The sequence below is a fragment of the Sphingomonas sp. SL1004 genome, from assembly GCF_057815015.1.
In genome coordinates this window covers 1968522-1991446 of record NZ_JBYMUX010000001.1, presented here as the reverse complement: position 1 = coordinate 1991446, position 22925 = coordinate 1968522, and the positions used below count along the sequence as shown (strand labels likewise).

Genomic DNA, 22925 nt, shown 5'->3' with positions numbered 1-22925 from the left:
CTAGGTAGTTCGAATTGTATTAGTGTTGAATATTAAACTCACGACATAGATTGCCTAAAATGCACCTATCATTTTTTGCAACAGTCTTGGGTGCGGTCTTCAGCACCGCTTTTCCTCTCTAACGGCATCGCCGGCTTTCTCGGCAACATGGCAGGGGGCTCGGTAGCCCCTACCGGTCGGTACTTTCGACCGCCGCGCTAGCGATCGACGCAATCTTTCTGCTTCTAAGCTTGGGCGCATCGCCGGTTGCTCCGTGATTTGAGCATCGGCCGTCGATAGCAGCACATCGACGAGAATGGCAAAGCCGGAAACCGAATCGGGAGCCGCATTCGATGTGAGCGGAATTTCGGCAAGATCCGATGGCAATCATCCTTTGATGCCACTCTTCGAGATCGCAATGTCGCGTCGGTTCGATCGGGCCATCTCAGACGCCGCCGTAACCACGCGGGGCCGCAACTTCCGTAGCGGAACCATCAACTCACCTGGCAGGCCACACTGTAATAATTCGAAATATAGCCAAGAAAATTAACCAACGCCTGCGATAGATCCATTTCGGGTCTTAATAGACTAAAAATGAACGATCGCAGGGGGATGGGGTGCAAATCAGCCGGAAGGGGGCGCCAGAGGCGTGCCGAGGGATTTTGTCGCGATTGGCGTTCAATCGGCGGGGCTCGGCGATCGCGATGATGGCTGCAGGATTGATTCCGGCGATCGCCGCGTTGGGCTCGGCGATCGACGCGGGAAGGATCTACATCGTCAAATCGCAGCTCCAGACCGGCGTCGATGCCGCCGCGCTGGCAGGCGCGCGGGCGTTCGCGATTTCGGGGACCGCCGCCAATTCGCGCGAGAATCAGGTCCAAGCGTATTTCAGCGGTAACTTTCCCGACAGCTACATGGGCGTGTCGAACCTGGCGCTTGCGCCGACTTTCACCGTGGTGCGTGATATCAACACCACGACCGTCGTCGCGACCGCGACGCTGCCGATGTCGTTCATGCGGCTGTTCGGGTTCCTGCAACAACCGATCCGCGCGACCGCGAAGGCTGCGATCCAGCCGCATCCGCTGGAAGTGATGATGGTCCTCGACAATACCGGATCGCTGAAGGCCAATCTGCCGCGCGATTCCAACGGCGTTGTCAAGACGCGGATCACCGCGCTGAAGGACGCGGCGAAGAGTTTCAACGACATCCTGTTCCAGGGCAGCAACACGCGAAGCGATCTGGCGATGGGGTACATCATGTACGACATTACCGTGAACGTGGGAAAGCTTCTGACCGACTGGCGGCCGTCTTCGGTGCGGCAGATGTTCGGCTTCAACGATCCGATCGCGAACTATTATGGCGGGACCTGGCCGAGCAACAAGCTGGGCTGGAAGGGTTGCGTGTTCGACGACGACACCGTCAAGGATCTCAATTCGACGCTGACGTTCAAGGAAGCCGGTGCATGGGATATCGATCGCACGCTACCGGGCGAAGGCGCGCATCCGCCGGTCAGCCCCTATTTCATTCCGCCGATGTACGTGCCTGCGCTCGCCGCGAACGGCGCCGATGGGAACGCGAAGGCCAATGCCGCTAGCGCGTACTACAAGGTCGCGAGTGTCGAGCCGAACAACAATCTCTACAAGCTGCACCCGAGCTATTCGGATCAGATGTTGAACTACGACTATTACGCCAACCAGTTCGCCAACAACCCGTACCGCAAGTCGTTCTACGACGCATATCTTGGGCTGAACAACGGCGCGGGCTCGATGGACGACGACGTCATCGTGCGTGCCGACAACGGGGGCTATTACGATCCAACGACGATGGCATGGAACTTCGCGGCGCGGACCGGCACGCAGTTCAAGGTGCGCTACGACAAGATCCCCCAGTTCGGAAGCTGGTGGAAAGACGCGACCGAATATTCAATCAATCCTCTCGGCGGCAGCGAAGACAATAGCACCAAGAACAAGACCGAGTTTCCGTCGCCCAACTGGCAGTGCCCCGACGCCGCGACCAAGGTCGATTACGGCCGGACCAAGCAATTCTACAACGACATCATCGATTCACATAACGCGGCGATCTATCCGGCCAACGGCACGCTGCATCATGCCGGGCTGCTGTGGGGCTACCGTCTGCTGGTGCGCGACGACGTCTTCAGCCGGACGCCGCCGCGCGGCCAGGATACGCCGAAGCGTGCGCTGGTGTTCATGACCGACGGCGAGACCGCGCTCGGCGCCAACCAGAACGGCTATGAGGATCGAACCTGGACGTTCTACGGCAATTACGGGGACTCGCCGATCTCCAGCAGCAGGGGCGGCCTGACCGGCCAGTCGGAACGGCGCTTTGCCAAGACGTGCGCGTCGCTGCAGGCCGAGGAGAACCCGCCCAAGGTGTATATCGTCGCGCTTACGACGACCGACACGAACACCATCAAACTGTTCGAGCAGTGCGCGCCTGGCCATGTCTACCGGACATCCGATACCGCCACGCTGAAGGCCGCGTTCGACGATATCGCGTCCGAACTCGTCGATCTGCATCTCGTCCAATGACCCGCTTAGCCATTCTCGATCGGCTGCGCGGAGATCGCGGCGGCGTGACAATCGTCGAGTTCGCCGTGATCCTGCCGGCGATGCTGACGCTGATCTGCGGCGCGATCGAGCTCGGCCACATGCTGTTCGCCCGCGTCGTCCTGGAGGGCGCGGTGACCGAGGCAGCACGGCTGTCGACGGCGTCGCTAGAATCCGGCGAAGCGAAGCGCGACACCGTCATGCGGGCCAGCATCGCCAAGACGATGAGCGATTTCGGCACTGCGCCGAACCAGGCGATCACGATCACGGCAACCGTGTACCGCGATTTCAGCACCGCGTTTCCCGAGATCTACACCGACACCAACGGCAATGGTCGCTATGATTTCGGCGAACCCTATGTCGATCGCAACAAGAGCGGCAGCTGGGATACCGCGAAGCCCGTCAGCGGGAGTACGCTCGGCGGTCCGGGCGACGTCGTGAGCTATACGGTGCGATTTCCCAAGCGCGTGCTGTTCGGGTTCGTCGGCAATCTGATGGGCTATAGCGGCGGGGTGATCCCGCTGTCCGCGTCGACGGTCGTCCGCAACGAGGCCGTCGTACAGGCGGCGTCGTGATTCGGCGCTCGTTCCTGCGTGCGGTCCGCGACAGCCGTGCGGTCGCGATGATCGAATTCGGGCTGATGCTGCCGCTGTTCCTCGGCTTCGTGCTGACCGCGGTGGAGTTCGCCAATTACATTATGGCCAACAACCGCGTGCAGCGGCTGGCGGCGATGAGCGCCGATCTGGTCGCGCAGAGCGGCACTGGCGACGTCGGCATCGGCGAAGCGCAGATTTACGACCTGTTCAGCGCGCTGGATCTGACCGCGCGCCCTTTCGACCTGCGCAATTACGGCCGGATCGTCATCACCGGCGTGCGCGGCACGGACACGAACAACGACGGCACGATCGAGAACCGCATGCTGTGGCAGCGTTTCGACGGTGGGTACATCGTCAGCCCTCAGGTCGGCTGCAACCGTACTGTCGCGCTCGCAACCTTGCCGAATGACCGCAAGCTGTTGCTCGACGAGATCCTGTTCCACGTCCAGGTGACATACCGATACCGCCCGATCTTCAGCGACATCCCGTTCCGCATGCTGTCGCTGCCGGTCGACTTCACCCGCATCGCGATGTTCCAGGCGCGCAGCAAGGACTTCCAGACACCGACGCCGGACACGAAATTCCCTGCCAAAAGCAATTGCTTGACGCAAAGCGGACTTTAGATCTCACCTGCGGCTTCGCCGTATTGCACGGCGGCAGAAGCACTTCATGATCGAAACCGGCGAGCAACGACCGAGCTTCTCGGCTTGCTCGCCGCTTAGTTATTGGCTTTACCGGCGTCCGAACAAGGTGGAGCCGTATGAACAAGATTACATTCGCCTTGCTACCTGTTGCGTTTCTCGCTGCCAGTTGCGGACAAAAGGCGTCCGATAGCGCTCAGATCGCCGACACCGCGGGTGCTTCGGCGGCAACGGCCAACGCCACTGCAACCGCTGACTCCGTCCCCGTCCCCGCGCCTGCGCCGACCAAGGCGGGCTTCTCGATCGACAATGTCCCGATTTCGAACGCACCGCTCGGCAAGTTCCCGTTCTTCGGCTTGCCCGCCGGATACGAACCGCAGAACAAGGCCCGGTCGCTCGATTTCGGGCATTTCCTGTTCTGGACCGGCACCGCGTTCGAGGATGTCGAAGGTCGAACCTATATGGCCACGATCGTCAATCATGACGAAAAGGCGTTCTCGACCTACGAATTGAAGCGCAATCTCGAAGCGCTGTTTCAGCAGGCCGGTGCGGTCAAAATCACTGAGTCCGACATCCCGAAGACGCTTCTCGACGGCCTGCCCAGCGCCACCCGCCAGGAGATGGCGATGGGTCTCGGCGACGTTTGGAACGATCCGGCCGAGACCTGGGTGATCCGCCGGCCGAACAGTGCGATCTGGATCCACTATACGACCAACACCGCGCAAGGGTCGCTGGCCGTCGTCCAGACCAAGCCCTTCGTGACGACCGCGGCGCTGTTGCCCGCGGATCAGTTGAAGACCGCGCTGGATACGACCGGAAAGGCCATCATCCACGTCAATTTTGCGACCGACCGAATTGAGATCCTCCCGACCTCGAAAGACCAGATGGATGCAGTGACCGCGCTGCTTAAGGCCGATCCGACGCTGAAGCTTGCAATCAACGGCTATACCGACGACACCGGGTCGGACGGCCACAACGTCACGCTGTCGGACGGTCGCGCAAAGGCCGTGCTGGCCGCGCTCGTCGCAAGTGGCATCGCGCCGAACCGGCTTCAGGCTAAGGGCTTCGGGCGCTTGAACCCGGCGTCCGCGAACACCGATGAGGCCGGCAAGGCTGCCAATCGTCGCGTCGAGCTGATCAAGGTCTGACATCTCGCAGCATTGTCACGGTAGTTGCTGCCTGCGTATTTGCCGCGTGGATGCGCGGCGGACTGCTTGAGGCCCAGTCTTTTTGTAAGCGCGCTCAAGCTCACTAAGGATTGCCATGAACAGATCACTGACCGCTGCCTTGAGCGCGGCGTCGATGATGCTCGCTAGCTGCGCGACGATGCCGACCGCGTCGACCGGGCATTCTGGGGGAGATCGGGGCGGCGATCGATCGGGCACAGGCCACGTATGACCAGATCGCCGGGGCTGCCGAGGCAGCGCTCCCGTTCCTCTCGCCGGAACGCGCCGCGCGCGCGCCTCACCATGTCGCCGGCGGAACGCGATCTACTGGCAGCGCGTATGCACCAACGCCAGCTGAGCGACTCGCTGCGTTGGAGCAGGTAGACTCCACGACTGCCGCGATCGATGCCCGGCAGGAAGCCAGCTAATGGGAGCACCGCAGCGGGGAGGCGTCTTGGGAAAGCTCAACCCGCTGCAGTGACTGATTATTGTCAGTTACCTGTGCGGGAAGCAATACCCAGGAATCCCAGATTGAAACATTGTCGCGACGAACGCGTGTGACGAGCACGAAAGAGAAAGCTCGCCGCGACGATCCGACGAACGCACGGACAGACCCACAGGTCAATCACTTGGGGCAAAACGAAAAAAAGCAACGCTCGGTTTCAATTTCTGCGTTTGTGCGACGTACTGCGTTGCAGCATTAAGGTGAGGCCTTTCAGGCATCCTCTCCTAAGAACTTCGGCCGGGTGAATCCGGCCATTTTTTTGCCAGTTGTATTCCGGGCAAGGAGGGCCTGAGTTCGGCGCGTAACATTAGGTTATTGCGCGGCGCTGACATATGTCACGGCGATGAAGCCGAGCAAATTCGTTCCGCACTATGAGCGCCTGTTGGGCCGTGCTCTGACGAGCGATGAATTGGTTAGTGTCTTGGGCGCGCGCGACAACGCTACCGGGAAGCGCGAGGCAGTCAAATCAATGCGAGCCGCGCTGCTAGCGCTTGCCGATGATGCGCGACTGGGTCACCGTGAACTTAATCTGGCTCCGACCGAGGGTTGATCATATCCACTCTACGCCGGAACGAAGCTTGGCAATCGCTTGCTGCCCAACAGCTGTAGTGGCCGCGTTGAATAACTGATCCGACAGGGCCAGAGCATCTTCTGGCGACATCGATAAGGGGATGACGGCCCCGCTTATGAATACCACACCGTTCTGGCTCACAACGTTCGTGGCTCTGCGCTCGCTGTCGTCCGCCATTCAATTTCCGATCAATCACCGAACGCGGCTGAAGCTGGTTCGGACCCGGAGCGCCGCAGAGTTGGTCGGAACTGACATGTGATGGCCCTATCGCTCTGTCCTGATGAGGAAGAGTCGGAACAGCCGCGCCGACGCAGGTCTCTGGCTCACGGATCTAATCGCCCGACAATTACACCGATTGCAACCACGGCAACGATGATCGCCCAGCCCTCCCAAGTGCGCGATGTCCAGCCGATGCCTACGACCTTGGGCCGAAACCATTCCCGAGGGTGGTTCATCGTGGCTCCGATACTGGCGGGACCGATCGACCGCGCCTTTCGCTTCCCCGCGTTGAGCAATACATCTCATGAACGCAGGACGCTAGCATGCCCGCACCATCATGACCGTAGACGACCAAGCCAAGATCGACTTGTTTCAGGAGATCATGCCCATCGTGATGCAGTACTTGGCGGCAAAATCGGCCGACCAAGAGCTGGTCGCGGGCGACATCATCGACTTCTTCGCGCTGTCGATCGCGTCGGTAATCCAGAACGACACCAACCTGACGATCCCACAGCTGAAGCGCAAACGCGTGGAGTCCGCCGGGAAACACATCTCGCACTGAGTTCGGCCCTTGAAGCTGGATGACGAACAACGCGGCCCGTCGCTGCTGGCGATGACGATGGGTGCGGTCCCGTCGGATGAGACGCAGCAATAGACGCGCGTGCACCACGAGATGACAGTATCGGGACCTGCTACAGATCAGCACGAATTAAAACCATTCCGGCTCCGTTTCGACTAGACCTCGGACCTATCAGAAAATCGGTTTGGGGGATCAATATGCCGCTGTGGAACGAGAACGCAGTCGCTGTCGAACGCCGGCAGGGTGAGACCGTCATCATCGGCGAGGGCACGTTAGCAGCGCTAGTTGCCGGGCTGCGAACCCTCCGGACTGGCGCGCTGAATGGAGTGCGGGTTTCGATGCCAGACCGGCGGGTTCCTCCGTTCATCTTCGAAGGCCAAGGTCTCGTTGAGCTGTTGAAAGACCCCCGGCGACCAGAGGTGCAACCGACGAAGCTCCTCGCGCCGTCGGTCGAGTAGCCTATCGGTTGTTGGGTAAATGCGTCTTGATCTCGTTGGGCGCCTCTCGATCAAGCCTTATCGCGTCGATCTTGTCGAGTTGCGCTAGCAGGTCAGCAAATCCGTCTTCTTCGTCGTTATCATCGGCGACTGAAAACAGCCGGTGAAACCCAGCGCCGAGAACGTCCAGATCCCGCTGGGTCAGCAGGCCTACGGCTACAATCCGATCTTTCATCAACGTCGCTCTCCCGGCGTGGATGGTGGCAACGGCCGACGGAAGTATAAGTGTCCACGGTGTTTCGGCCGCGACGGATGACGGCCGGCACCGAGCGACGCAGTTTTACCTAGCCCGGTACTCGGGCAGGAGAATGCCAGATGCGTAAACTGCTCTTCGCTGCCGCCACGCTGTCGCTGCTAGCTGGCGCGCCGTCATTCGCCGCGCCGCGTAAGGACGCAAAGGGCCGCTTCACCAAGTGCCCGCGCCGAGACCCAGCCAAGACGGTTCGGTGCAAGGCGGCCAACGGCAAGTTCGCTAAGTGCGGCACGCCCGGTGCGAAGCCAATCTGAGAGCGTTGGCGCGGGCTGTTTGGCTCGCGGCGTTGGATTACTTCTTCGCAGCCGATGCGACCGACGTGGCCGGTACCGGCACGGATGAAGCTACAGGTGCGCCAGGCGAGGCCCACCGCCGCAGCCGCCCGTAGCGCGGCAACGAATGACAGCCCGCCGCCTGCTGCGCCCAAGCGAAGGCCGCAAATCTAGTGTTGATGACCACTACGTGGCGGCTCGACGATCGCCTGTCGTTGCGGAGTGATTTACCGGCGTTGGACTTTCTGGATGGCGACACGCTGACCGGCACCCGCGAGCGGCCCCGCTGGGAAACCGAACTGAACCCGAGCGGATCGCTCGGGGCTGCGAACATCGGGCTGTACGGCCGATTGCAGGGGCTGACCCAAATTCGCAGCGACCTGGCAGCGTCGGACCTGCGCTTTTCGGGGCGGACGTGACTCAGTTAATCACGCGCCCCGCGTCGTTGTAAGCCGCAACAACCGGCCGCCAGTGCCGTCCTCGAGTATCCAGAGCGCGCCATCGGGGCCAGTCATCACCGCACGAATCCGTGCGCCCATGTCCCAGCGCTCGGCCTCACGTGGCGTCGTGCCGTCGAAGGCGATGCGGATCAGCGCGGTGCTGGCCAAGCCGCCGACGAAGGCCGACCCGAGCCACTGAGGAAACATGTTGCCGGAGTAGAACGTGAAGCCAGCGGGCGCGATAACCGGGTTCCAGTACAGCGCGGGTTCCTGGAACTCGCGCCGGCCGGCGGGCGACGTGATGGGCGTATCGTCGTAGTTTTTGCCGTAGGACACGATCGGCCAGCCGTAGTTTTTGCCGGGTTCGATGAGGTTCAGTTCGTCTCCGCCCTGTGGTCCCATCTCGGTCTCCCACAGATGTCCTTGTGCGTCGAAGGCGAGACCGTAGGCGTTGCGATGACCCGTCGACCAGGTCTCTGCCGGAGTCAGATTGAGGGCGGGGATCGTCACATTATGGGTTGGGGCTGTAGCGACCGATCCGGTATTGGCCGGTGGATCGAAGACGGGAATAGTCGTCCTGCCGGTCTTGCCCGCGCCGGGATTGCCCGGTGCGGGCTTGCCGTCGAGCGTCAGGCGCAGGATCTTGCCAAGCGCCTGGTCCGGGTCCTGCGCAGGACTGAAGCGCTGGCGCTCGCCCGAGGTGAGGAACAGACATTGGCCGTCGGGCGAGAAGGCGATGTACCCGCCGAACTGGCCGCCCGCACCGCGAGGAAGCTGGCGCCAGATCACCTGAAGTCCTTGCAACACCGGCTTGCCAGCCACAGTTCCGAGCGTTGCGCGCGCAAGCGCGAGGCCGTCCCCGTCTTCGCCCGGCTCGGAATAGGTAAGGTAGACGTTGCGGTCCTGAGCAAAGGTCGGCGCGGTCGCGACGAAGAGCAGCCCGCCTTGGCCTTTGGCATGCACCGCCGGTACGCCGCGGACTTCGGTTTTGGTACCGGTGGCCTGAATCATCCAAAGGTAACCGGGCTTCTCGGTGACGAGCATCGCGCCGTCGGGTAGGAACGCGAGCGCCCAGGGAGTGTCGAATGTCGCGACCGGTGTCGCCTTGAACGGCTTGACCTTGGCGGGCGTCGATGCACCATAGTTTACCGGCGGGGCAGCCGGCTGCACTTCGGGCGTCGCGGTCGTGGCGGACGAGCCGCACCCCGCGAGCGATACCAGGGCGAAACCGATCAGAGTGAGACGGAGCATCGTCGACCTTTCGATAGGGGGGCTGTTATGGCGATCGGTTTCGAGGAACGGGCAGGGGGTTCCGCGGGTGTTGTAGTATGCGTTCGTCGGCTGGCAAATTCTGACCGGTTCAGGAAAGCGACGGCCGGTCAGTCTTGCATGAACCGCTCAAATGCGTCCTTCCAGGCGAACGCCACCGCGACAACGCCCGACGGTTCTCGATCAGGTCGCCGGCCGCCCAGGCGATACGGTTCGCATCTTGTTCGGGCATGGTTTCATTGTCCGGGCAAAGGATGTAGAAATCAGCTGCCGCGACCCGCTCGAACAGCAGCGCCACGACCTGCTCCGGCGTCCATGCTGCGTCGGGTTTTTTTGGGGGGGGGGTGCTGGGTGGCGGCACGCACAGTCATGCCGGTTCAGGTGAAACCGGGGGACGAGTAGATGTGCGCTGGGCGACCGACGATCTCTTCCGACGTACCATCCGAGTAGACGTTGGCAGTGTCAAAAAAGTAGATCCCCGCGTTGACGGCTGCCGGTAGGACGGGGCGGCTGGTTTCCTCGTCGAGTGTGCAGGCGATTGCCGCGGCTGGGGATTCCGAAGGTCATGGACCCGAGACACAACCGCGATACGTCAAGGCCGGTGGTACCGAGTTTGGTGTAGTCCATGATTGCGTACCTCGCAAAGTTCATGTGCCGAACGAACGGCGCGGTGATGAAGTCCGATTCATTGTCGTCTCGCGCTTGTGTCAGTGCCGGCTCGCGGTCATCCTGTTGTAATAAAACGCTTGCTTCCCCTCGTCCTCCTCAGCCTCACCGCCGCGACCGATCCGGCACCACCGATCCTGTCCGCCGCCCGGATCAAGGCGGATGTTCGCACGCTCAGCGCCGATGATTTCCATGGCCGTGGACCGACGCAGGTGGGCGAAACAGTAACGCTCGCGTTCCTTGATGCTCGCTTCAAGCAGCTTGGCCTGAAGCCGGGCGGCGATGAGGGATATCGCCAGACCGTACCGATGCTCCGCTGGACTCGCGATCGTGCCAGTTTCACACTTGATCTGGGAGGCGCCAAGCGGGCGCTCACACCCGGCACCGACGTCGCGGCCAGTTCGCGGATCGTCGGTACCGCCGGGTTGGACCACGCAGCCATCGTCTTCATTGGCTATGGCGTTGTCGAACCGCGTCTCGGCTATGATCCGTATCGCGGCGTGGATGTGCGCGGTAAGGTGGTCGTGGCGCTCGCGGGCGATCCGGATGTCGAGGCGGGGCGCGATCTCGGCTTCGGTGGCCGGGCTTCATCTCCCGCAGCGCGTACTAAGCTTGCCGAGGCGCAGAAACGCGGTGCTGCCGCGTTCTTCCAGATCCACGACACGTTCCCGTCGAGCTACCCTTGGCTTCAACTTGCAAAGGGCGATGCCGTCCCGGGATATGCGCTCGACAACGGCAGCGTGCCCGCTGCATTTGGTTTACGTGGAACCATGCGCAATGACATCGGCATCGCGCTGCTCAAACAGGGTGGTCTCGATTACGCCGCCGCAAAGCTCGCCGCTCAGAAGGCCGATTTTGGGGCAGTCGAACTCAAGGGCGCGTATCTCACCGCGTCGACGACTGTCTCGCTTGACCGTGTCGTCAGCCATAACATCGTCGGTATCCTGCCCGGCACTGATCCTGCCGCTGGCAGTGTGCTCTACGGCGCGCATTGGGATGCATATGGCGAGAACGCCTTCGATCCGCCCGCGGACCGCGTCCGCAACGGCGCAATCGACAATGGTACTGGGACAGCGACACTATTGGAGATCGCTCGCACCTTCGCGAATGCGAAGCGACCCCGGCGTTCGGTAGTATTCGCCCTGTGGACGGCAGAAGAGAAGGGGCTGCTCGGCGCAAGCTGGTATGCCGATCACCCCGTACTGCCGCTCGCAATCACGGCGGCGCAGTTCAATCTCGATCCGCATGTGGTCTTGGGCCGGACGCGTGATCTCGAGCTGATCGGTGTCGGCAGGACGCCGCTGGAAACCGACCTAGCGCGCGTCGCTGCCGCACAAGGGCTCAAGATCGTGCCCGAGGAGAACACCGAGGCAGGCTGGTACTACCGGTCTGATCACTACGCCTTGGCGCAGAAGGGCGTGCCCGGTGTGTATTTCCGTGCAGGCCGCGATCTTATCAATGGTGGTCTGGTTGCCGGGGAGCGGGTGCGCGCGCGCTACAACGCGGCATGCTATCATCAGACTTGCGACGAATTCGATCCCCGCTGGGACATGACGGGCGCCGCGCAGGAGGGCAGCGTTGCCTATGGGCTCGGTCGCGAAATCGCCACGGGACGCAGTTGGCCCAGCTGGTCCGCGGCTGAGCTGTTTGCTGCGGAACGAGCAAAGTCGCAAGCAGCCCGACAGCCTTAATTAAAAGAAGAATCTCGCAGCCACGCTTGCTTGCGACGCATAACTGGCAAGTTGAACGAGTGTCTGCTGTTAGTAAGCGCGTGGACTCGCGTTAAATTCCGGTATTGGGTCGCATAGGAAATTAGGTAAGTTAAAATTACAAGCGATGGGACGTTGCACCTAACTCATTGGTAGTGGGGTGAGAAGTATCGAGCCATCGTTATTTGAGATCATTCGAACAGGAAAGCTTTGTTGAACGGCGTCGATGAACTGCTTCGAATCGGATGTGCCAAAACGTCCTCCGACGCGTAGTGCGGCAAGGCGATTATCACTAAGAACTATCGGCGCACGCCGGTACCGGTTAAATTCCGCGATGGCTTGTTCGAGGGTATCGCCGTCAAGTTCAATCACGCCTTCTTGCCAGGCAGTGCGTTGTTGGATGATGGCTTCGCCCAGATGGTTGGTTTCCGCGACCCCACCGCGGATGGCGGCGCCGTAGCCCGCAGCTACCGTGCGCAGCATCTTCGCGCCGTAGCTGACGCCGACGGCACCGCGGGAGACGGTCAGCTCGACCAGTTCGGGGCGGATCCGTACGTTGAACGCGGTGCCCAGCACGCGGAGCAGGCTGCCGCCGACCTGCACGTAGAAGGGGCGTTCCGCGTCATGCGCGACATCGAACATCGCCTCGCCCTGCAACAGGCGGACGACGCGGCGGCTGGTTTCGAACGCGACCGCGATGACCGAGCCGGTGTTAAGGTCGATCCGGCTGCCGTCGGTGAGCGATACCGATCGGCGCGTGCCGATATCGGTGGTGTAGCGTTCGTCGCGTGATCCGAGTGCGAGCGTCGTCGCGATACCGCCTACCGCGCTCGCGGCGAGCAGGCCGGCGAGCAGCGTACGTCGATGCGTCGGCCTGGCGATCCAGTGGCCGGTAGGGTGCGAGCTTTCGCGCACGGCGTCGCCCTGCGGAGCGACCGCGCGTAGCCGACCTGCGGTCTCCCACGCGCTCTCCGCCCGGGCTAGGGCGATCGCGTGGAGAGGGCTCTGGCCCGCCCAATCCATCGCGATCCGTTCGCGCGCGGGATCAGGGGTCGATGAGAGGCTAGCGACCAGTCGCGCCGCCTCCGCGTCGATCTCGGACCTCTTCGATTGCGCGGTCGTAACGTTCAACGGCAACTTCCTCGCGGTCCCTGATCGCCTGCATAATGCGGGTGATCGCCTTGGTCAGGTGCTTTTCGACTGTAGAAACGGACAGACCCAATTCTTCCGCTATCTCGGTCATCGAACGATCGTGCACGCGCCGCAAAAGGAACACGCGGCGGCATTGCGGGGGCAGCGTGTCGACGATCACCTTCAGCCGGCGGAGTTCGTCGCGCGCATGAAGCCCGGCTTCTACGCTGTTGTCGACATGAAGAAGGTCGAGATCGGCGACAACGTCGAACGAGACGATCTTGTCGCGCCGCGCGATGTCGATGATCAGATTGCGTGCGATCTGGAACAGGAAGGCGCGGCCGCGGTCGATCCGCGTAAAATCGGCGCAGGCATAGGCACGCGCCATCGTCTCGGCGGCAAGATCCTCGACGTCGTCGCGGTTGCGGACGATCCGGCGCAACCGTGCTAGCAGCGCCGGTTCGTGCGGCAGCACGACGGTCTTGAACCAGGTATATCGATCGATATCGGCAGCCACGACGCACTCCCGGGCGTTCGAGTTGCCTCTCCTAAAAGCGTCTTCGATTCGTAACAAACCACGCCGCCGCGATCCTGTCCAGTGCGTGGAGACCCGTGAAAGGCGGCGAGACAGTCTGAAAATTTCGTGAACGACGGGTGGCGGGTTTTTATCGGCAACTCGTTCGAAGGGGCAGGACGCTACGGATCGGGGGATCTTCGCCACATGCCAGCCTTCTCTATTGTCGCACGCAGCCTGGCCGGATGTGCTGTCGTCGTCGGACTGCCGACCGCCGCAATCGCCAAGCCGCAAGAGGTCAGCTTCAGGATTGCCGAGCAGCCGGTGCAGGCCGCGCTCGCACAATTCTCGCAGCAATCCGGGCTGCGTCTGCTCTACCCCTATGAACAGGTCATCGGACTGCGATCGCAGGGCGTCAGCGGAGCGATGTCGCCACGCGATGCGCTGACACGGCTGATCCGCGGCACCTCGTTGAAGATCGTCGTCATCAAGGACGGCTATGTCGCGTTGCGCGCCGACACGGCTGCAGTGCGGCCGGTCGCGCTGGCGGCGGCGATGACGCGGCCAATGGCGGGGCAGGTCGTGCAGCGTCGCGATGCCGCGCCGACGCCGCCCGCGCGCCCTGAGACGCAGGTGCAGGAGGATGCCGGCAGCGATATCGTCGTCACCGGATCGCGCGGCCAGCCGCGGACGGTCGCGGACAGCCCGACGCCGATCGACGTCATCGGCGGCGCCGACCTACAACGCACTGGACGGTCTGGCGTGCTCGCCGCGCTCAATACGCTGATCCCGTCGTTCAACCTGCCGTCTCGTGCGGGCGGCGGCACGTCCACGGTGATCTCGACCGGCGGCCTGCGCGGGCTGAACCCCGACCAGACGCTGATCCTGGTCAACGGCAAGCGGCGCCACAAGACGTCGCTGATCAACGCGGTGTCGACATATTACAACGGCTCGGTACCGGCGGATCTCGACATGATCCCGACCGCGGCGGTCGACCATATCGAGGTGCTGCGTGACGGTGCGGCGGCGCAATATGGTTCGGACGCGATCGCCGGCGTCATCAACATCATTCTGAAGAAGTCGTCGAGCGGCGGCTTCGCGACCGCCAGCGCAGGCCAGAACATGGACCGCAGTGACGGCGAACTTTACCGTGCCGAGTTCGATATCGGCACCAAGCTGGGGGAAAACGGTTTTCTCAACGTCGCGGTCGGCGCCAAGAAGCAGCTCGCTTCCAATCGCGCCGAGCCGATCGCCTCGACGATCCGGCTCTACCCCCTGGTCGGTGGCCAGCTTGATCCGCGCGAGGCGACGATCGATCGTCAGGTGACGTCGAACTATGGCGCAATGCCGCAGGAGAGCATCAACGGCAGCTACAATGCCGGCTATGATCTGGGCGACATCACGCTCTATTCGTTTGGCACGTACGGCCAGCGCAAGTCGGACCTGAACTACACGTACCGCCCGGCAACCAACGCCAACGCGCTGCCGGGTGTCTACCCCAACGGCTTCTATCCCCGCGTCGTGATCGCCGAGGAGGATTACGAGTTCGCGGTCGGCGCGAAGGGCGTCGTCGCCGGCTGGCACTGGGATTTCAGCAGCACGCTCGGCAAGAACCGCTCGCGGCAGAATGCCGACAACACGATCAACGCCTCGCTCGGGCCGACCAGCCAGACCGAATTCTATGTCGGTACGCTGGTGTCGAAGGAGGCGGTCAATTCGCTCGACCTGACGCGCGGCTACAAGGTCGGCGGCGGCAACCTACAGGTTTCGACCGGCATCCAGCACCGGATCGAGAGCTATCAGATCAAGCAGGGCGAACCCGCGAGCTATGCGGCGGGAACGTACACCAGCAGCCTCGGCCGACCATCGCCCGGCGCGTCGGGCGCGGCCGGGTTCACGCCCGACGATGCAGGCTTCATCAAGCGCAACAATTTCGCCGGCTATCTCGACGTCGCCTATGATCCGACGCGCGACATCACGATTGGCGGCGCGGTGCGCTACGAGCATTATGACGACGAAAGCGGCGATACGCTGATCGCCAAGCTGAACGCGCGCTATGCGATCACGCCGTGGGTGGCGTTGCGCGGTGCGGTGAGCACGGGGTTCCGCGCGCCGGCGCTCGCACAGCAGATCTATGCGTCGACGACGGGGCAATTCCGCAATCTTGGCAATCCGCCGGTGCTGAACCTGTTGCAGATCAAGACGCTGCCGGTCGGATCGCCTGCCGCGGTCGCGCTGGGGGCCGAACCGCTCACGCCGGAGAAATCGACCAACTTCAGCGGCGGGATCGTCCTGCAGCCGCTCGAGCGGCTCACGGTGACGATCGACGGCTATCAGATCAAGGTGAAGGACCGGATCGCGATCACCAGCACGCTGACCGGCTCGGCCGTGTCGGCGATCCTGGTCACGAACGGCCAGTCGCCGGACATCAGCGCGCAGTACTACACCAACGCGATCGACACCCGGACGCGCGGCATCGACGTCGTCGCGACCTATCGCCATCCGCTGTTCGAGGTCGCGAACCTGGCGTGGAACCTCGGCTACAACTACAACAAGACGATCATCACCGGGGTGAAGGACAACCCGGCGGCGCTGGCGTCGCTCGGCGCGGATTACGTGCTGTTCGACCGGCTGTCGCGGAGCAACCTGACGGTCAACCTGCCGCGGACCAAGCTGTTCATCGGCAACGTCGCGACCGCGGGCGACTTCTCGCTGAGCACGCGCGTCGTCCGCTACGGCGGGTTCAAGGCGTATGGCAACGCGGTCGTCAGCGATCGGTCGTTCGGCGCGAAGTGGATCACCGACCTCGAAGTCGCGTGGCAGGCGACCGAGCAGCTGAACCTCGCGGTCGGCGCGAACAACCTGTTCAATACCTACCCCGACCGCAACGACACCGCGACCAACGTCAATACCGGCGCGGGCTTCTATTCCACCGGCGGCGCCTACGGATTCACCGGCGGCTTCTATTACGGCCGCGTGTCGGTCGAGTTCTGAGGATGAGCATGCGCAACCTTATGATCGTGAGTGCCGTGATCGCGGCTGGCCTGGCGGCACCCGCCGCAACCTCGAAGACGCCTGTCGCGAAAGGCGGCGAGATCCTGTGGGACAGCTTCGGCGTGCCGCATGTCTATGCGAAGACCGAGGCGGGGATCTTCCACGGCTTTGGCTATGCGCAGGCGCAGAGCCACGGCAATCTGCTGCTGCATCTGTACGGCGAGGCGCGCGCGCGGGCGGCGGAATATTGGGGTGACAAATACGCGGCGTCGGACAAATGGCTGATCGCCAACGACGTGCCCGAGCGATCGGCGCGCTGGTACGCGCAGCAGACGCCGCAGTTCCGCGCTGACCTAGATGCGTTCGCTGCGGGCATCAACGCCTATGCCGAGGCGCACCGCGAGACGCTCGATCCGACCGTGCTGCAGGTGCTGCCGATCCGCGGCGTCGACGTCATGGCGCATGCGCACCGCCTGATGAACTACGTCTATATCGCGTCCGAACAGAAGGTGCTGGCGAACCCGGAGGCGAACGAGGCGGGCGGGTCGAACGCCTGGGCGGTCGCGCCGTCGCGCTCGGCAAGCGGCAAGACCCTGTTGCTCGCCAACCCGCATCTGCCGTGGTCGCCGAGCCTACTCACCTATTACGAGGCGCATCTGAACGGGCCGGGGCTGTCGTTGTACGGCGCGACGCAGGTCGGGCTGCCGATCCTGCGGTTCGGATTCAACGACCAGTTGGGGTTCACCAACACGGTCAACACGATCCTCGGCTTTACCGCGTACAATCTGAAGCTGGCGGACGGCGGGTACAGCTTCGATGGCAAGACGCTGCCGTTCAAGACGGTGGGCAAGAGCTTCAAGGTGCGCCAGCCCGACGGTACGCTGAAGACGGTCGCGTTCGAGCAGCGATCGAGCGTGCAGGGTCCGGTGTTCGCGACCCCAGACGGGCGCACGATCGCGCTGAAGGTGGCGGGACTCGGCCGGCCGGGCGTGCTCTCGCAATATTACGAGATGGGCCGCGCGCGTGACTGGGCGCAGTTCCAGAGGGCGGTGCGGCGTGTGCAGGTGCCGATGTTCAACATCGTCTACGGCGACCGTGCTGGGCACATCCTGTATCTCGACAATGGTATCCTGCCGAAGCATCCGGACGGCGATTTCAGGACATGGTCGCGGCCGGTGGCGGGCGATACGTCGAAGACCCTGTGGACCGACGTGCACGGCTATGACGATTTGCCCAAGGTGCTCGATCCGGCGTCCGGCTTTGTCCAGAATGCGAACGATCCGCCGTGGGTGTCGACATGGCCGCAGGTGCTCGATCCCGCCAAGTTCCCTGCTTACGTCGCGGTGCGCGGGCCGATGAGCCAGCGTGCGCAGATGTCGGTCAAGCTGCTCGCCGAGGGGCCGAAGATCAGCTTCGATGATTTCGTCGCCAAGAAGGTCACGACGCGGTCGCTGATGGCGGACCGGTTGCTGCCCGAACTCGTGCCGCTGGCGGAAGCGAGCGGCGACCCCGAACTCAAAAGCGCGGCGGCGTTGCTGAAAGGCTGGGACCACCGGTTCGAACCGGACGCGCGCGGTGCGCTGTTGTTCGAGACCTGGGCGCTGCTGTTCTCGCCGACCAACTTCACGACGCTCAAGAACTACCGCGAGACGTGGTCGGCGGACCGGCCGCTCGAGACGCCGACGGGCTTGAAGGATCCGACGGCGGCGCTGGCGATGCTGAAGGCGGCGGTGGCGAAGACGCGGACGCTGTACGGCGCGGTCGATCGGCCGTTCGGTGAGGTCTCGCGCTTCCATCTCGGCGCGATCGACCTACCGGGGAATGGCGGGTTCGGAAATACCGGCGTGTTCCGGACGATGACGTGGGGGCCGATGAAGAACGGCCAGCGCACGCCTGTCCATGGTGAGACCTGGGTCTCGATGGTCGAGTTCGGCACGCCGATGAAGGCGGTCGGGCTGATGAGCTACGGCAATTCGAGCCAGCCTGGGTCGAGGCACAAGGCCGACCAGCTTCCCTACCTCGCGAACAAGACGTTCCGGACGCTTTGGACGACGCGCGCGGAAGTCGAGAAGCATGTCGAAGAGACGACCAAATTCTAGCTCTGGGGAGACGGCGAATGACGAAATTCTGGATGGCGGCGGTGTTGGCCGCGGTGATGACGACCCCGGCGATGGCAAAGGATGCGCATAGTGGGACCTGGGTATCGAACGAGGCGAAGAGCTACTGGAGCGACGGCAAGTTTCCCAAGGGCTTCAAGCTGACGATCGAGATGAAATTCGAGCCGAACAAGCTCATTTATCACGCGGTCAACACGACCCGGCCCGAGACGCCGTACATCAACGATTTCGTCGCGACGCTGGACGATAGCGTCAGCCCGATGGACAATGCGCGCTTCAACGAGATCCGCATCAAGCCGCTCGATGCGGATACGCTGCAGGTGCTTGAGCAGAAGAACGGCGACGTCATCGTCGGGCAATATTGGCGGTTTGCAAAGGACGGAAAGTCGTTGGTGCGCTGGGGCATCGGCAAGGCGCCGGACGGCAAGTCGAAGGCGTTCCTCGAATGGTTCGATCGGGTAAAATGATGCGCAAGATCGTCACCGTTCTCCTTGCCGCACCGCTGATCGTCGGCGCGGCGCCTGATCCCAAGACGGCTCGCGCGGTGCACGAGCGCGCGATCGTGCTCGATACGCATTTCGATACGCCGGCCAATCTCGGGCGCGCGGGGTGGAGCATCATGGATCGCCACGACGTCGCGGTGACGGGCGATCAGGTCGACTATCCGCGGATGGTGGAGGGCGGCGTCGATGGCGGGTTCTTCGCGATCTATATCGGGCAGGGGCCGCGCACGCCCGACGGCGACCGCGCCGCGCGCGATGCCGGGCTGGTCCGTGCCGTCCAGATCCGCGAGATGGTTGCGGCGCACCCAACTGTGTTCCGGCTGGTGACGACCTCGGCCGAGGCGCGCGCGGCGGTCGCGGGCGGCAAGCGGTTCGTGTTCATGAGCATGGAGAACGGCTATCCGTTCGAGGCGGACCTGAGCCTCATGCGGACGTTCCAGCGGCTCGGCGTGACGATGATGAGCCCCGCGCATTTCAAGAACAACGACCTCGCCGACAGCGCCACCGACACGCCCGAATGGAACGGCCTGAGCGAGAAGGGGCGCGCGTTCGTCGCGGAGGCGAACCGGCTGGGGATCGTGATCGACGCCTCGCACAGCTCGGACCTGTCGCTGCGTCAGATGATCGCGCTGTCGAAGGCGCCGATCATCTTGTCGCATTCGGGCGTCCGCGCGATCTTCGACCATCCACGCAACGTGACCGACGCCGACCTCCGGCTGCTCGCGGCGAAGGGCGGCGTGGTCCAAGTCAATGCGTTCAACGGCTACATGGTGCCGCAGCCGAAGATCGCGGAGCGCGATGCGGCGATTAAGACGCTGATGACCGGCATCGACTTCGAGAAGATGACCGATGCGGATCGCCGAAAACTGGTCTCGGGGCGGAAAGCAATCGACGCGAAATGGCCGGTGCCGAAAGCGCATTTCGACGACGTGATGAAGCACCTTCTCCACGCGATCGAGGTGGCTGGGATCGACCATGTCGGGATGAGCGGCGATTTCGACGGCGGCGGCGGAGTCGAGGGGTTCGACGACGTGACGGACTATCCGAAGATCACCGCGGCGTTGCTCGCACGCGGGTTCAGCGCGGCGGACGTGGCGAAAGTGTGGGGCGGCAACGCGCTGCGCGTGCTCGATGCGGCGCAGCGGCTGGCCGAGCCGGGTGTGAAACCGGTAATACCCGTGACGCAGTGATCGCAAGGCCGGCGAGCCGCAGAAAGGCCGCCGCGGATTGAATTAAGGGGAGGGGACCGGGACGCCGTTAGACGGTGGCCGGTCGGTCTGAAGGCACTCAACGGCCGGTTCGCCGGCCATAAAGGGAGCCTTGCAGTGAACACAGCCCGCTATTCCACCGGTACCGCCCTCGCGCTGCTGATCGCTTTCGCCGTGCCAACGACCGCGCAGGCTCAGGCGACATCGGCCGAGACTGCCGAGCCCCAGGCGACGACGGAGGAGGCCGGCCAGGACATCGTCGTCAGCGGACGTCGCATCTCGCAGGCGGACGAGGCGGTCGGGCAGGACCGGGTCACCAGCACGGTGGCGGTCACGCGCGAGGCGCTGCTGTCCGCGCCCTCGGGGATCTCGGGCCTCAAGATGCTGGAGTCGCTGCCGGGCTTCAACGTCCAGACCGATGGTGCGCTCGGCCTCTACGAATTCGGCAACAGCGTCCAGGTGCGCGCGTTCAACCTCGACCAGATCGGCTTCATCGTCGACGGCATCCCGACCGGGCGCAGCGACGCATTCGGTGGCAGCCCGGTATTCCGCTATGTCGACAACGAGAATCTGGGCGTGGTCGAGGCTTCGCCGGGCGCAGGCGGGGTGACGATGCCGAGCTATTCCTCGCTTGGTCCAATCGTCAATTACCGCTCGATCGAGCCGCAGGAGGACCTCGGCGTGTTCGTGTCGCAAAGCTTCGGCGACTTCGACATGAAGCGGACGTTCGTGCGCGTCAGCACCGGCCGCGTCGGTCCGCTGAAGGCGTATGTCAGCCGCACCAAGCTCGATACCGATCTCTGGCGCGGGGCCGGCTCGGTCGACCGCGAGCATTGGGAGGCGATGGCGCACGTCGATCTCGGCGGCTCCAGCTGGGCCCGGTTCAAGTTCGTCGCCAACGACTTCTTCGATTACGATTCCCCGTCGCTGACCCGCGCCGAATACAATTCCACCACGCCCGATCTCGCCGGCCATGTCGGACGGTATCGCGGCTATCTGGGGACGGTGCCGGTCTACGCGCCGGTCGCGGGCGGTCCGCAATATTCCAACGCGAACTATACCTACGTCTCCAACCTCGCGATCAACGTGCGGAAAGACAAACTGTACGGAGCGACCTTCCACGCGGGGATCGCCGACAACGTGTATGCCGAGACGACGCTCTATTGGGAGGACAAGGACGGCTACGGCGTGTCGCCGGACAGCTACGCCAACTCGCTCACCCGCTATCGCCAGCAAGCCGCGGTAGGGATCGCGCTCACGGCACCGCGGGGTACGCAGTTCGGCGTATCGGGCGTCGGTGGCGACCGGATCGGGATTGTCCAGTCGCTTCACGCCGACGTCGGTCGTCATGCGCTCGACGCAGGAATCTGGGCCGAGCAGGACAAATACCGCCGCACGCAGCTGCGCTACAACACGGTTGGCGGCTCGCCCGCGGCAGACCCGCTCTACAGCGAGCCCGTGTATCTGCGCCGCGACTACCGCACCGAACGCCAGACGACGCAGCTCTACATTCGCGACCGGATTTCGCTGACGGACAGTTTCATCCTCGATCTCGGCAACAAGATGCTCGATCTCGATTACCAGCACCGCGGCTACCGCGATTTCAACGATTATGCGCGGGTTGTGAACGGTGTCGCGGTCGCTGGCTGGGGCCCGCAATATAATCGCGCGCATTATTCGGATTATTTCCTGCCGACCGCCGGCATCCTGTTCAAGCTGCCCGATGGTCGCTCGCAGCTGTTCGCGTCCTATGCGGAGAACATGGCGCTGCCCAAGGGGATGGACGACATCCTGTCAGTGTCGCTGAACAGCTCGGCGGCGCTCGTCGCGGCACCCGCACCGGAGCGCTCGAAGAACATCGAGTTGGGCGTCCGCACGACACGGTCGCAGTTCTTCGCGTCGCTGACGGGCTATTACACCAAGTTCGACAATCGAATCCAGTCGATCACCTCGATCCTGCCGGGCACGAGCAACGTCACCGAGACCTTCTATCAGAATGTCGGCAGCGTGAAGGCATATGGCGCCGAACTGCTGGCGAACTTCAAGCCGACCGCGTTGCAGGGGTTCGCGTATTTCAACGCGAACGTGACGTACAATCACGCGCAGTTCGAAGATGACATCGTTGCCAGTCCGACGCTGACCTATCGAACCAAGGGCAAGTTCCTGCCCGACAGCGCGAAGTGGATCGTCTCGGGCGGCATCACCGTCGAACCGTCGCCGTGGCTGGTTGCCAATCTGACCGCGAAATATACGAGCAAGCGCTTCTCGACGTTCGATAACAGTGCGGGATCGTCCGTTCCCGGCTTCACGGTATTCTCCGCCTATGCCGATATCGGCGACGGTTTCTCGCTGGGGCCGATCAAGAACGCGAAGATCCGGGTCAACGTCGACAATCTGTTCGACAAGGACGTACTCTCCTTCATCTCGCCCGCGATCACCGGCGATGGTCTGTTCCGCCCCTTGAGCCCGCGGACCGTACAGCTCAGCCTGTCGGTCGATCTGTGACCCGATCCGTTACCAGCGAGGAT

At 63.0% G+C, this 22925-nt stretch carries 20 protein-coding genes; 14 read left to right on the top strand and 6 right to left on the bottom strand.

Annotation, left to right across the window (positions count from 1 at the left end; translation table 11 throughout):
- Window positions 1–596 precede the first annotated feature (596 nt).
- The 6 genes from AC3D24_RS08945 to AC3D24_RS08920 all read left to right on the top strand — a co-directional run bounded on the left by AC3D24_RS08945 (window position 597) and on the right by AC3D24_RS08920 (window position 6806).
- A complete protein-coding gene (locus AC3D24_RS08945; protein WP_489029936.1) occupies window positions 597–2528 on the top strand; it encodes a pilus assembly protein TadG-related protein in 1932 nt (643 codons plus the stop codon).
- Window positions 2525–3121, top strand: coding sequence for a TadE/TadG family type IV pilus assembly protein (locus tag AC3D24_RS08940; RefSeq protein ID WP_489029934.1), 597 nt, complete (start codon window positions 2525–2527; stop codon window positions 3119–3121). The genes AC3D24_RS08945 and AC3D24_RS08940 overlap by 4 nt, the downstream gene beginning before the upstream one ends.
- Entirely contained in the window at window positions 3118–3765 is a 648-nt protein-coding gene (locus tag AC3D24_RS08935; protein WP_489029932.1) for a TadE/TadG family type IV pilus assembly protein, read from the top strand. Before AC3D24_RS08940 ends, AC3D24_RS08935 begins: the two co-directional genes overlap by 4 nt.
- 137 nt (window positions 3766–3902) lie before the next feature.
- Window positions 3903–4931, top strand: a complete 1029-nt coding sequence (locus AC3D24_RS08930; RefSeq protein WP_489029930.1) for an OmpA family protein — start codon at window positions 3903–3905, stop codon at window positions 4929–4931.
- Between the two features lie 115 nt (window positions 4932–5046).
- Window positions 5047–5181 (top strand): hypothetical protein, encoded by a 135-nt coding sequence (locus AC3D24_RS08925; RefSeq protein WP_489029928.1) that lies wholly within the window; start codon window positions 5047–5049, stop codon window positions 5179–5181.
- A gap of 1400 nt (window positions 5182–6581) precedes the next feature.
- Complete coding sequence (locus tag AC3D24_RS08920; RefSeq protein ID WP_489029926.1) at window positions 6582–6806, top strand: hypothetical protein; 225 nt, start codon at window positions 6582–6584, stop codon at window positions 6804–6806.
- 477 nt (window positions 6807–7283) lie between these two features.
- On the opposite strand, the gene AC3D24_RS08915 is transcribed toward AC3D24_RS08920, so the two are convergent.
- Window positions 7284–7496: a hypothetical protein gene (locus AC3D24_RS08915; protein ID WP_489029924.1), complete on the bottom strand. Its 213-nt coding sequence runs from the start codon at window positions 7494–7496 to the stop codon at window positions 7284–7286.
- A 140-nt stretch (window positions 7497–7636) separates the two neighbouring features.
- On the opposite strand from AC3D24_RS08915, the gene AC3D24_RS08910 reads away from it, so the two are divergent.
- Together AC3D24_RS08910 and AC3D24_RS08905 are read left to right on the top strand one after the other, a co-directional pair.
- Window positions 7637–7828, top strand: a complete 192-nt coding sequence (locus tag AC3D24_RS08910) for a hypothetical protein (RefSeq protein WP_489029923.1) — start codon at window positions 7637–7639, stop codon at window positions 7826–7828.
- A gap of 197 nt (window positions 7829–8025) precedes the next feature.
- Window positions 8026–8265, top strand: coding sequence for a hypothetical protein (locus tag AC3D24_RS08905; protein WP_489029921.1), 240 nt, complete (start codon window positions 8026–8028; stop codon window positions 8263–8265).
- A 9-nt stretch (window positions 8266–8274) separates the two neighbouring features.
- Here AC3D24_RS08905 and AC3D24_RS08900 read toward each other — a convergent pair whose 3' ends face one another.
- From AC3D24_RS08900 to AC3D24_RS08890, 3 genes are all read right to left on the bottom strand, one after another.
- Window positions 8275–9537 carry a PQQ-dependent sugar dehydrogenase gene (locus AC3D24_RS08900; protein ID WP_489029920.1) on the bottom strand — a complete coding sequence of 421 codons (1263 nt, stop codon included), beginning with the start codon at window positions 9535–9537 and terminating at the stop codon, window positions 8275–8277.
- Between the two features lie 109 nt (window positions 9538–9646).
- The gene (locus tag AC3D24_RS08895) at window positions 9647–9853 is read right to left on the bottom strand and encodes a hypothetical protein (RefSeq protein WP_489029918.1); all 207 of its coding nucleotides are present in this window, start codon (window positions 9851–9853) and stop codon (window positions 9647–9649) included.
- Between the two features lie 79 nt (window positions 9854–9932).
- The gene (locus AC3D24_RS08890) at window positions 9933–10031 is read right to left on the bottom strand and encodes a hypothetical protein (RefSeq protein ID WP_489033112.1); all 99 of its coding nucleotides are present in this window, start codon (window positions 10029–10031) and stop codon (window positions 9933–9935) included.
- Between the two features lie 270 nt (window positions 10032–10301).
- Here AC3D24_RS08890 and AC3D24_RS08885 point away from each other — a divergent pair, with 270 nt between their 5' ends.
- The gene (locus AC3D24_RS08885) at window positions 10302–11912 is read left to right on the top strand and encodes a M28 family peptidase (RefSeq protein WP_489029916.1); all 1611 of its coding nucleotides are present in this window, start codon (window positions 10302–10304) and stop codon (window positions 11910–11912) included.
- Between the two features lie 159 nt (window positions 11913–12071).
- Here the strand turns inward: AC3D24_RS08885 and AC3D24_RS08880 are convergent, their stop codons facing one another.
- Both AC3D24_RS08880 and AC3D24_RS08875 read right to left on the bottom strand, forming a co-directional pair.
- Window positions 12072–13061, bottom strand: a complete 990-nt coding sequence (locus AC3D24_RS08880) for a FecR family protein (protein WP_489029914.1) — start codon at window positions 13059–13061, stop codon at window positions 12072–12074.
- The gene (locus AC3D24_RS08875; protein WP_489029912.1) at window positions 12994–13782 is read right to left on the bottom strand and encodes an RNA polymerase sigma factor; all 789 of its coding nucleotides are present in this window, start codon (window positions 13780–13782) and stop codon (window positions 12994–12996) included. The genes AC3D24_RS08880 and AC3D24_RS08875 overlap by 68 nt, the downstream gene beginning before the upstream one ends.
- On the opposite strand from AC3D24_RS08875, the gene AC3D24_RS08870 reads away from it, so the two are divergent.
- The 5 genes from AC3D24_RS08870 to AC3D24_RS08850 all read left to right on the top strand — a co-directional run bounded on the left by AC3D24_RS08870 (window position 13783) and on the right by AC3D24_RS08850 (window position 22902).
- The gene (locus tag AC3D24_RS08870; protein ID WP_489029910.1) at window positions 13783–16569 is read left to right on the top strand and encodes a TonB-dependent receptor domain-containing protein; all 2787 of its coding nucleotides are present in this window, start codon (window positions 13783–13785) and stop codon (window positions 16567–16569) included. It abuts the gene before it with no gap.
- A gap of 8 nt (window positions 16570–16577) precedes the next feature.
- Window positions 16578–18668 (top strand): penicillin acylase family protein, encoded by a 2091-nt coding sequence (locus tag AC3D24_RS08865; protein ID WP_489029908.1) that lies wholly within the window; start codon window positions 16578–16580, stop codon window positions 18666–18668.
- A gap of 17 nt (window positions 18669–18685) precedes the next feature.
- A complete protein-coding gene (locus AC3D24_RS08860) occupies window positions 18686–19153 on the top strand; it encodes a hypothetical protein (RefSeq protein ID WP_489029906.1) in 468 nt (155 codons plus the stop codon).
- A complete protein-coding gene (locus tag AC3D24_RS08855) occupies window positions 19150–20379 on the top strand; it encodes a dipeptidase (RefSeq protein ID WP_489029904.1) in 1230 nt (409 codons plus the stop codon). Before AC3D24_RS08860 ends, AC3D24_RS08855 begins: the two co-directional genes overlap by 4 nt.
- A gap of 135 nt (window positions 20380–20514) precedes the next feature.
- Window positions 20515–22902 carry a TonB-dependent receptor gene (locus tag AC3D24_RS08850; RefSeq protein ID WP_489029902.1) on the top strand — a complete coding sequence of 796 codons (2388 nt, stop codon included), beginning with the start codon at window positions 20515–20517 and terminating at the stop codon, window positions 22900–22902.
- Window positions 22903–22925: the final 23 nt, after the last annotated feature.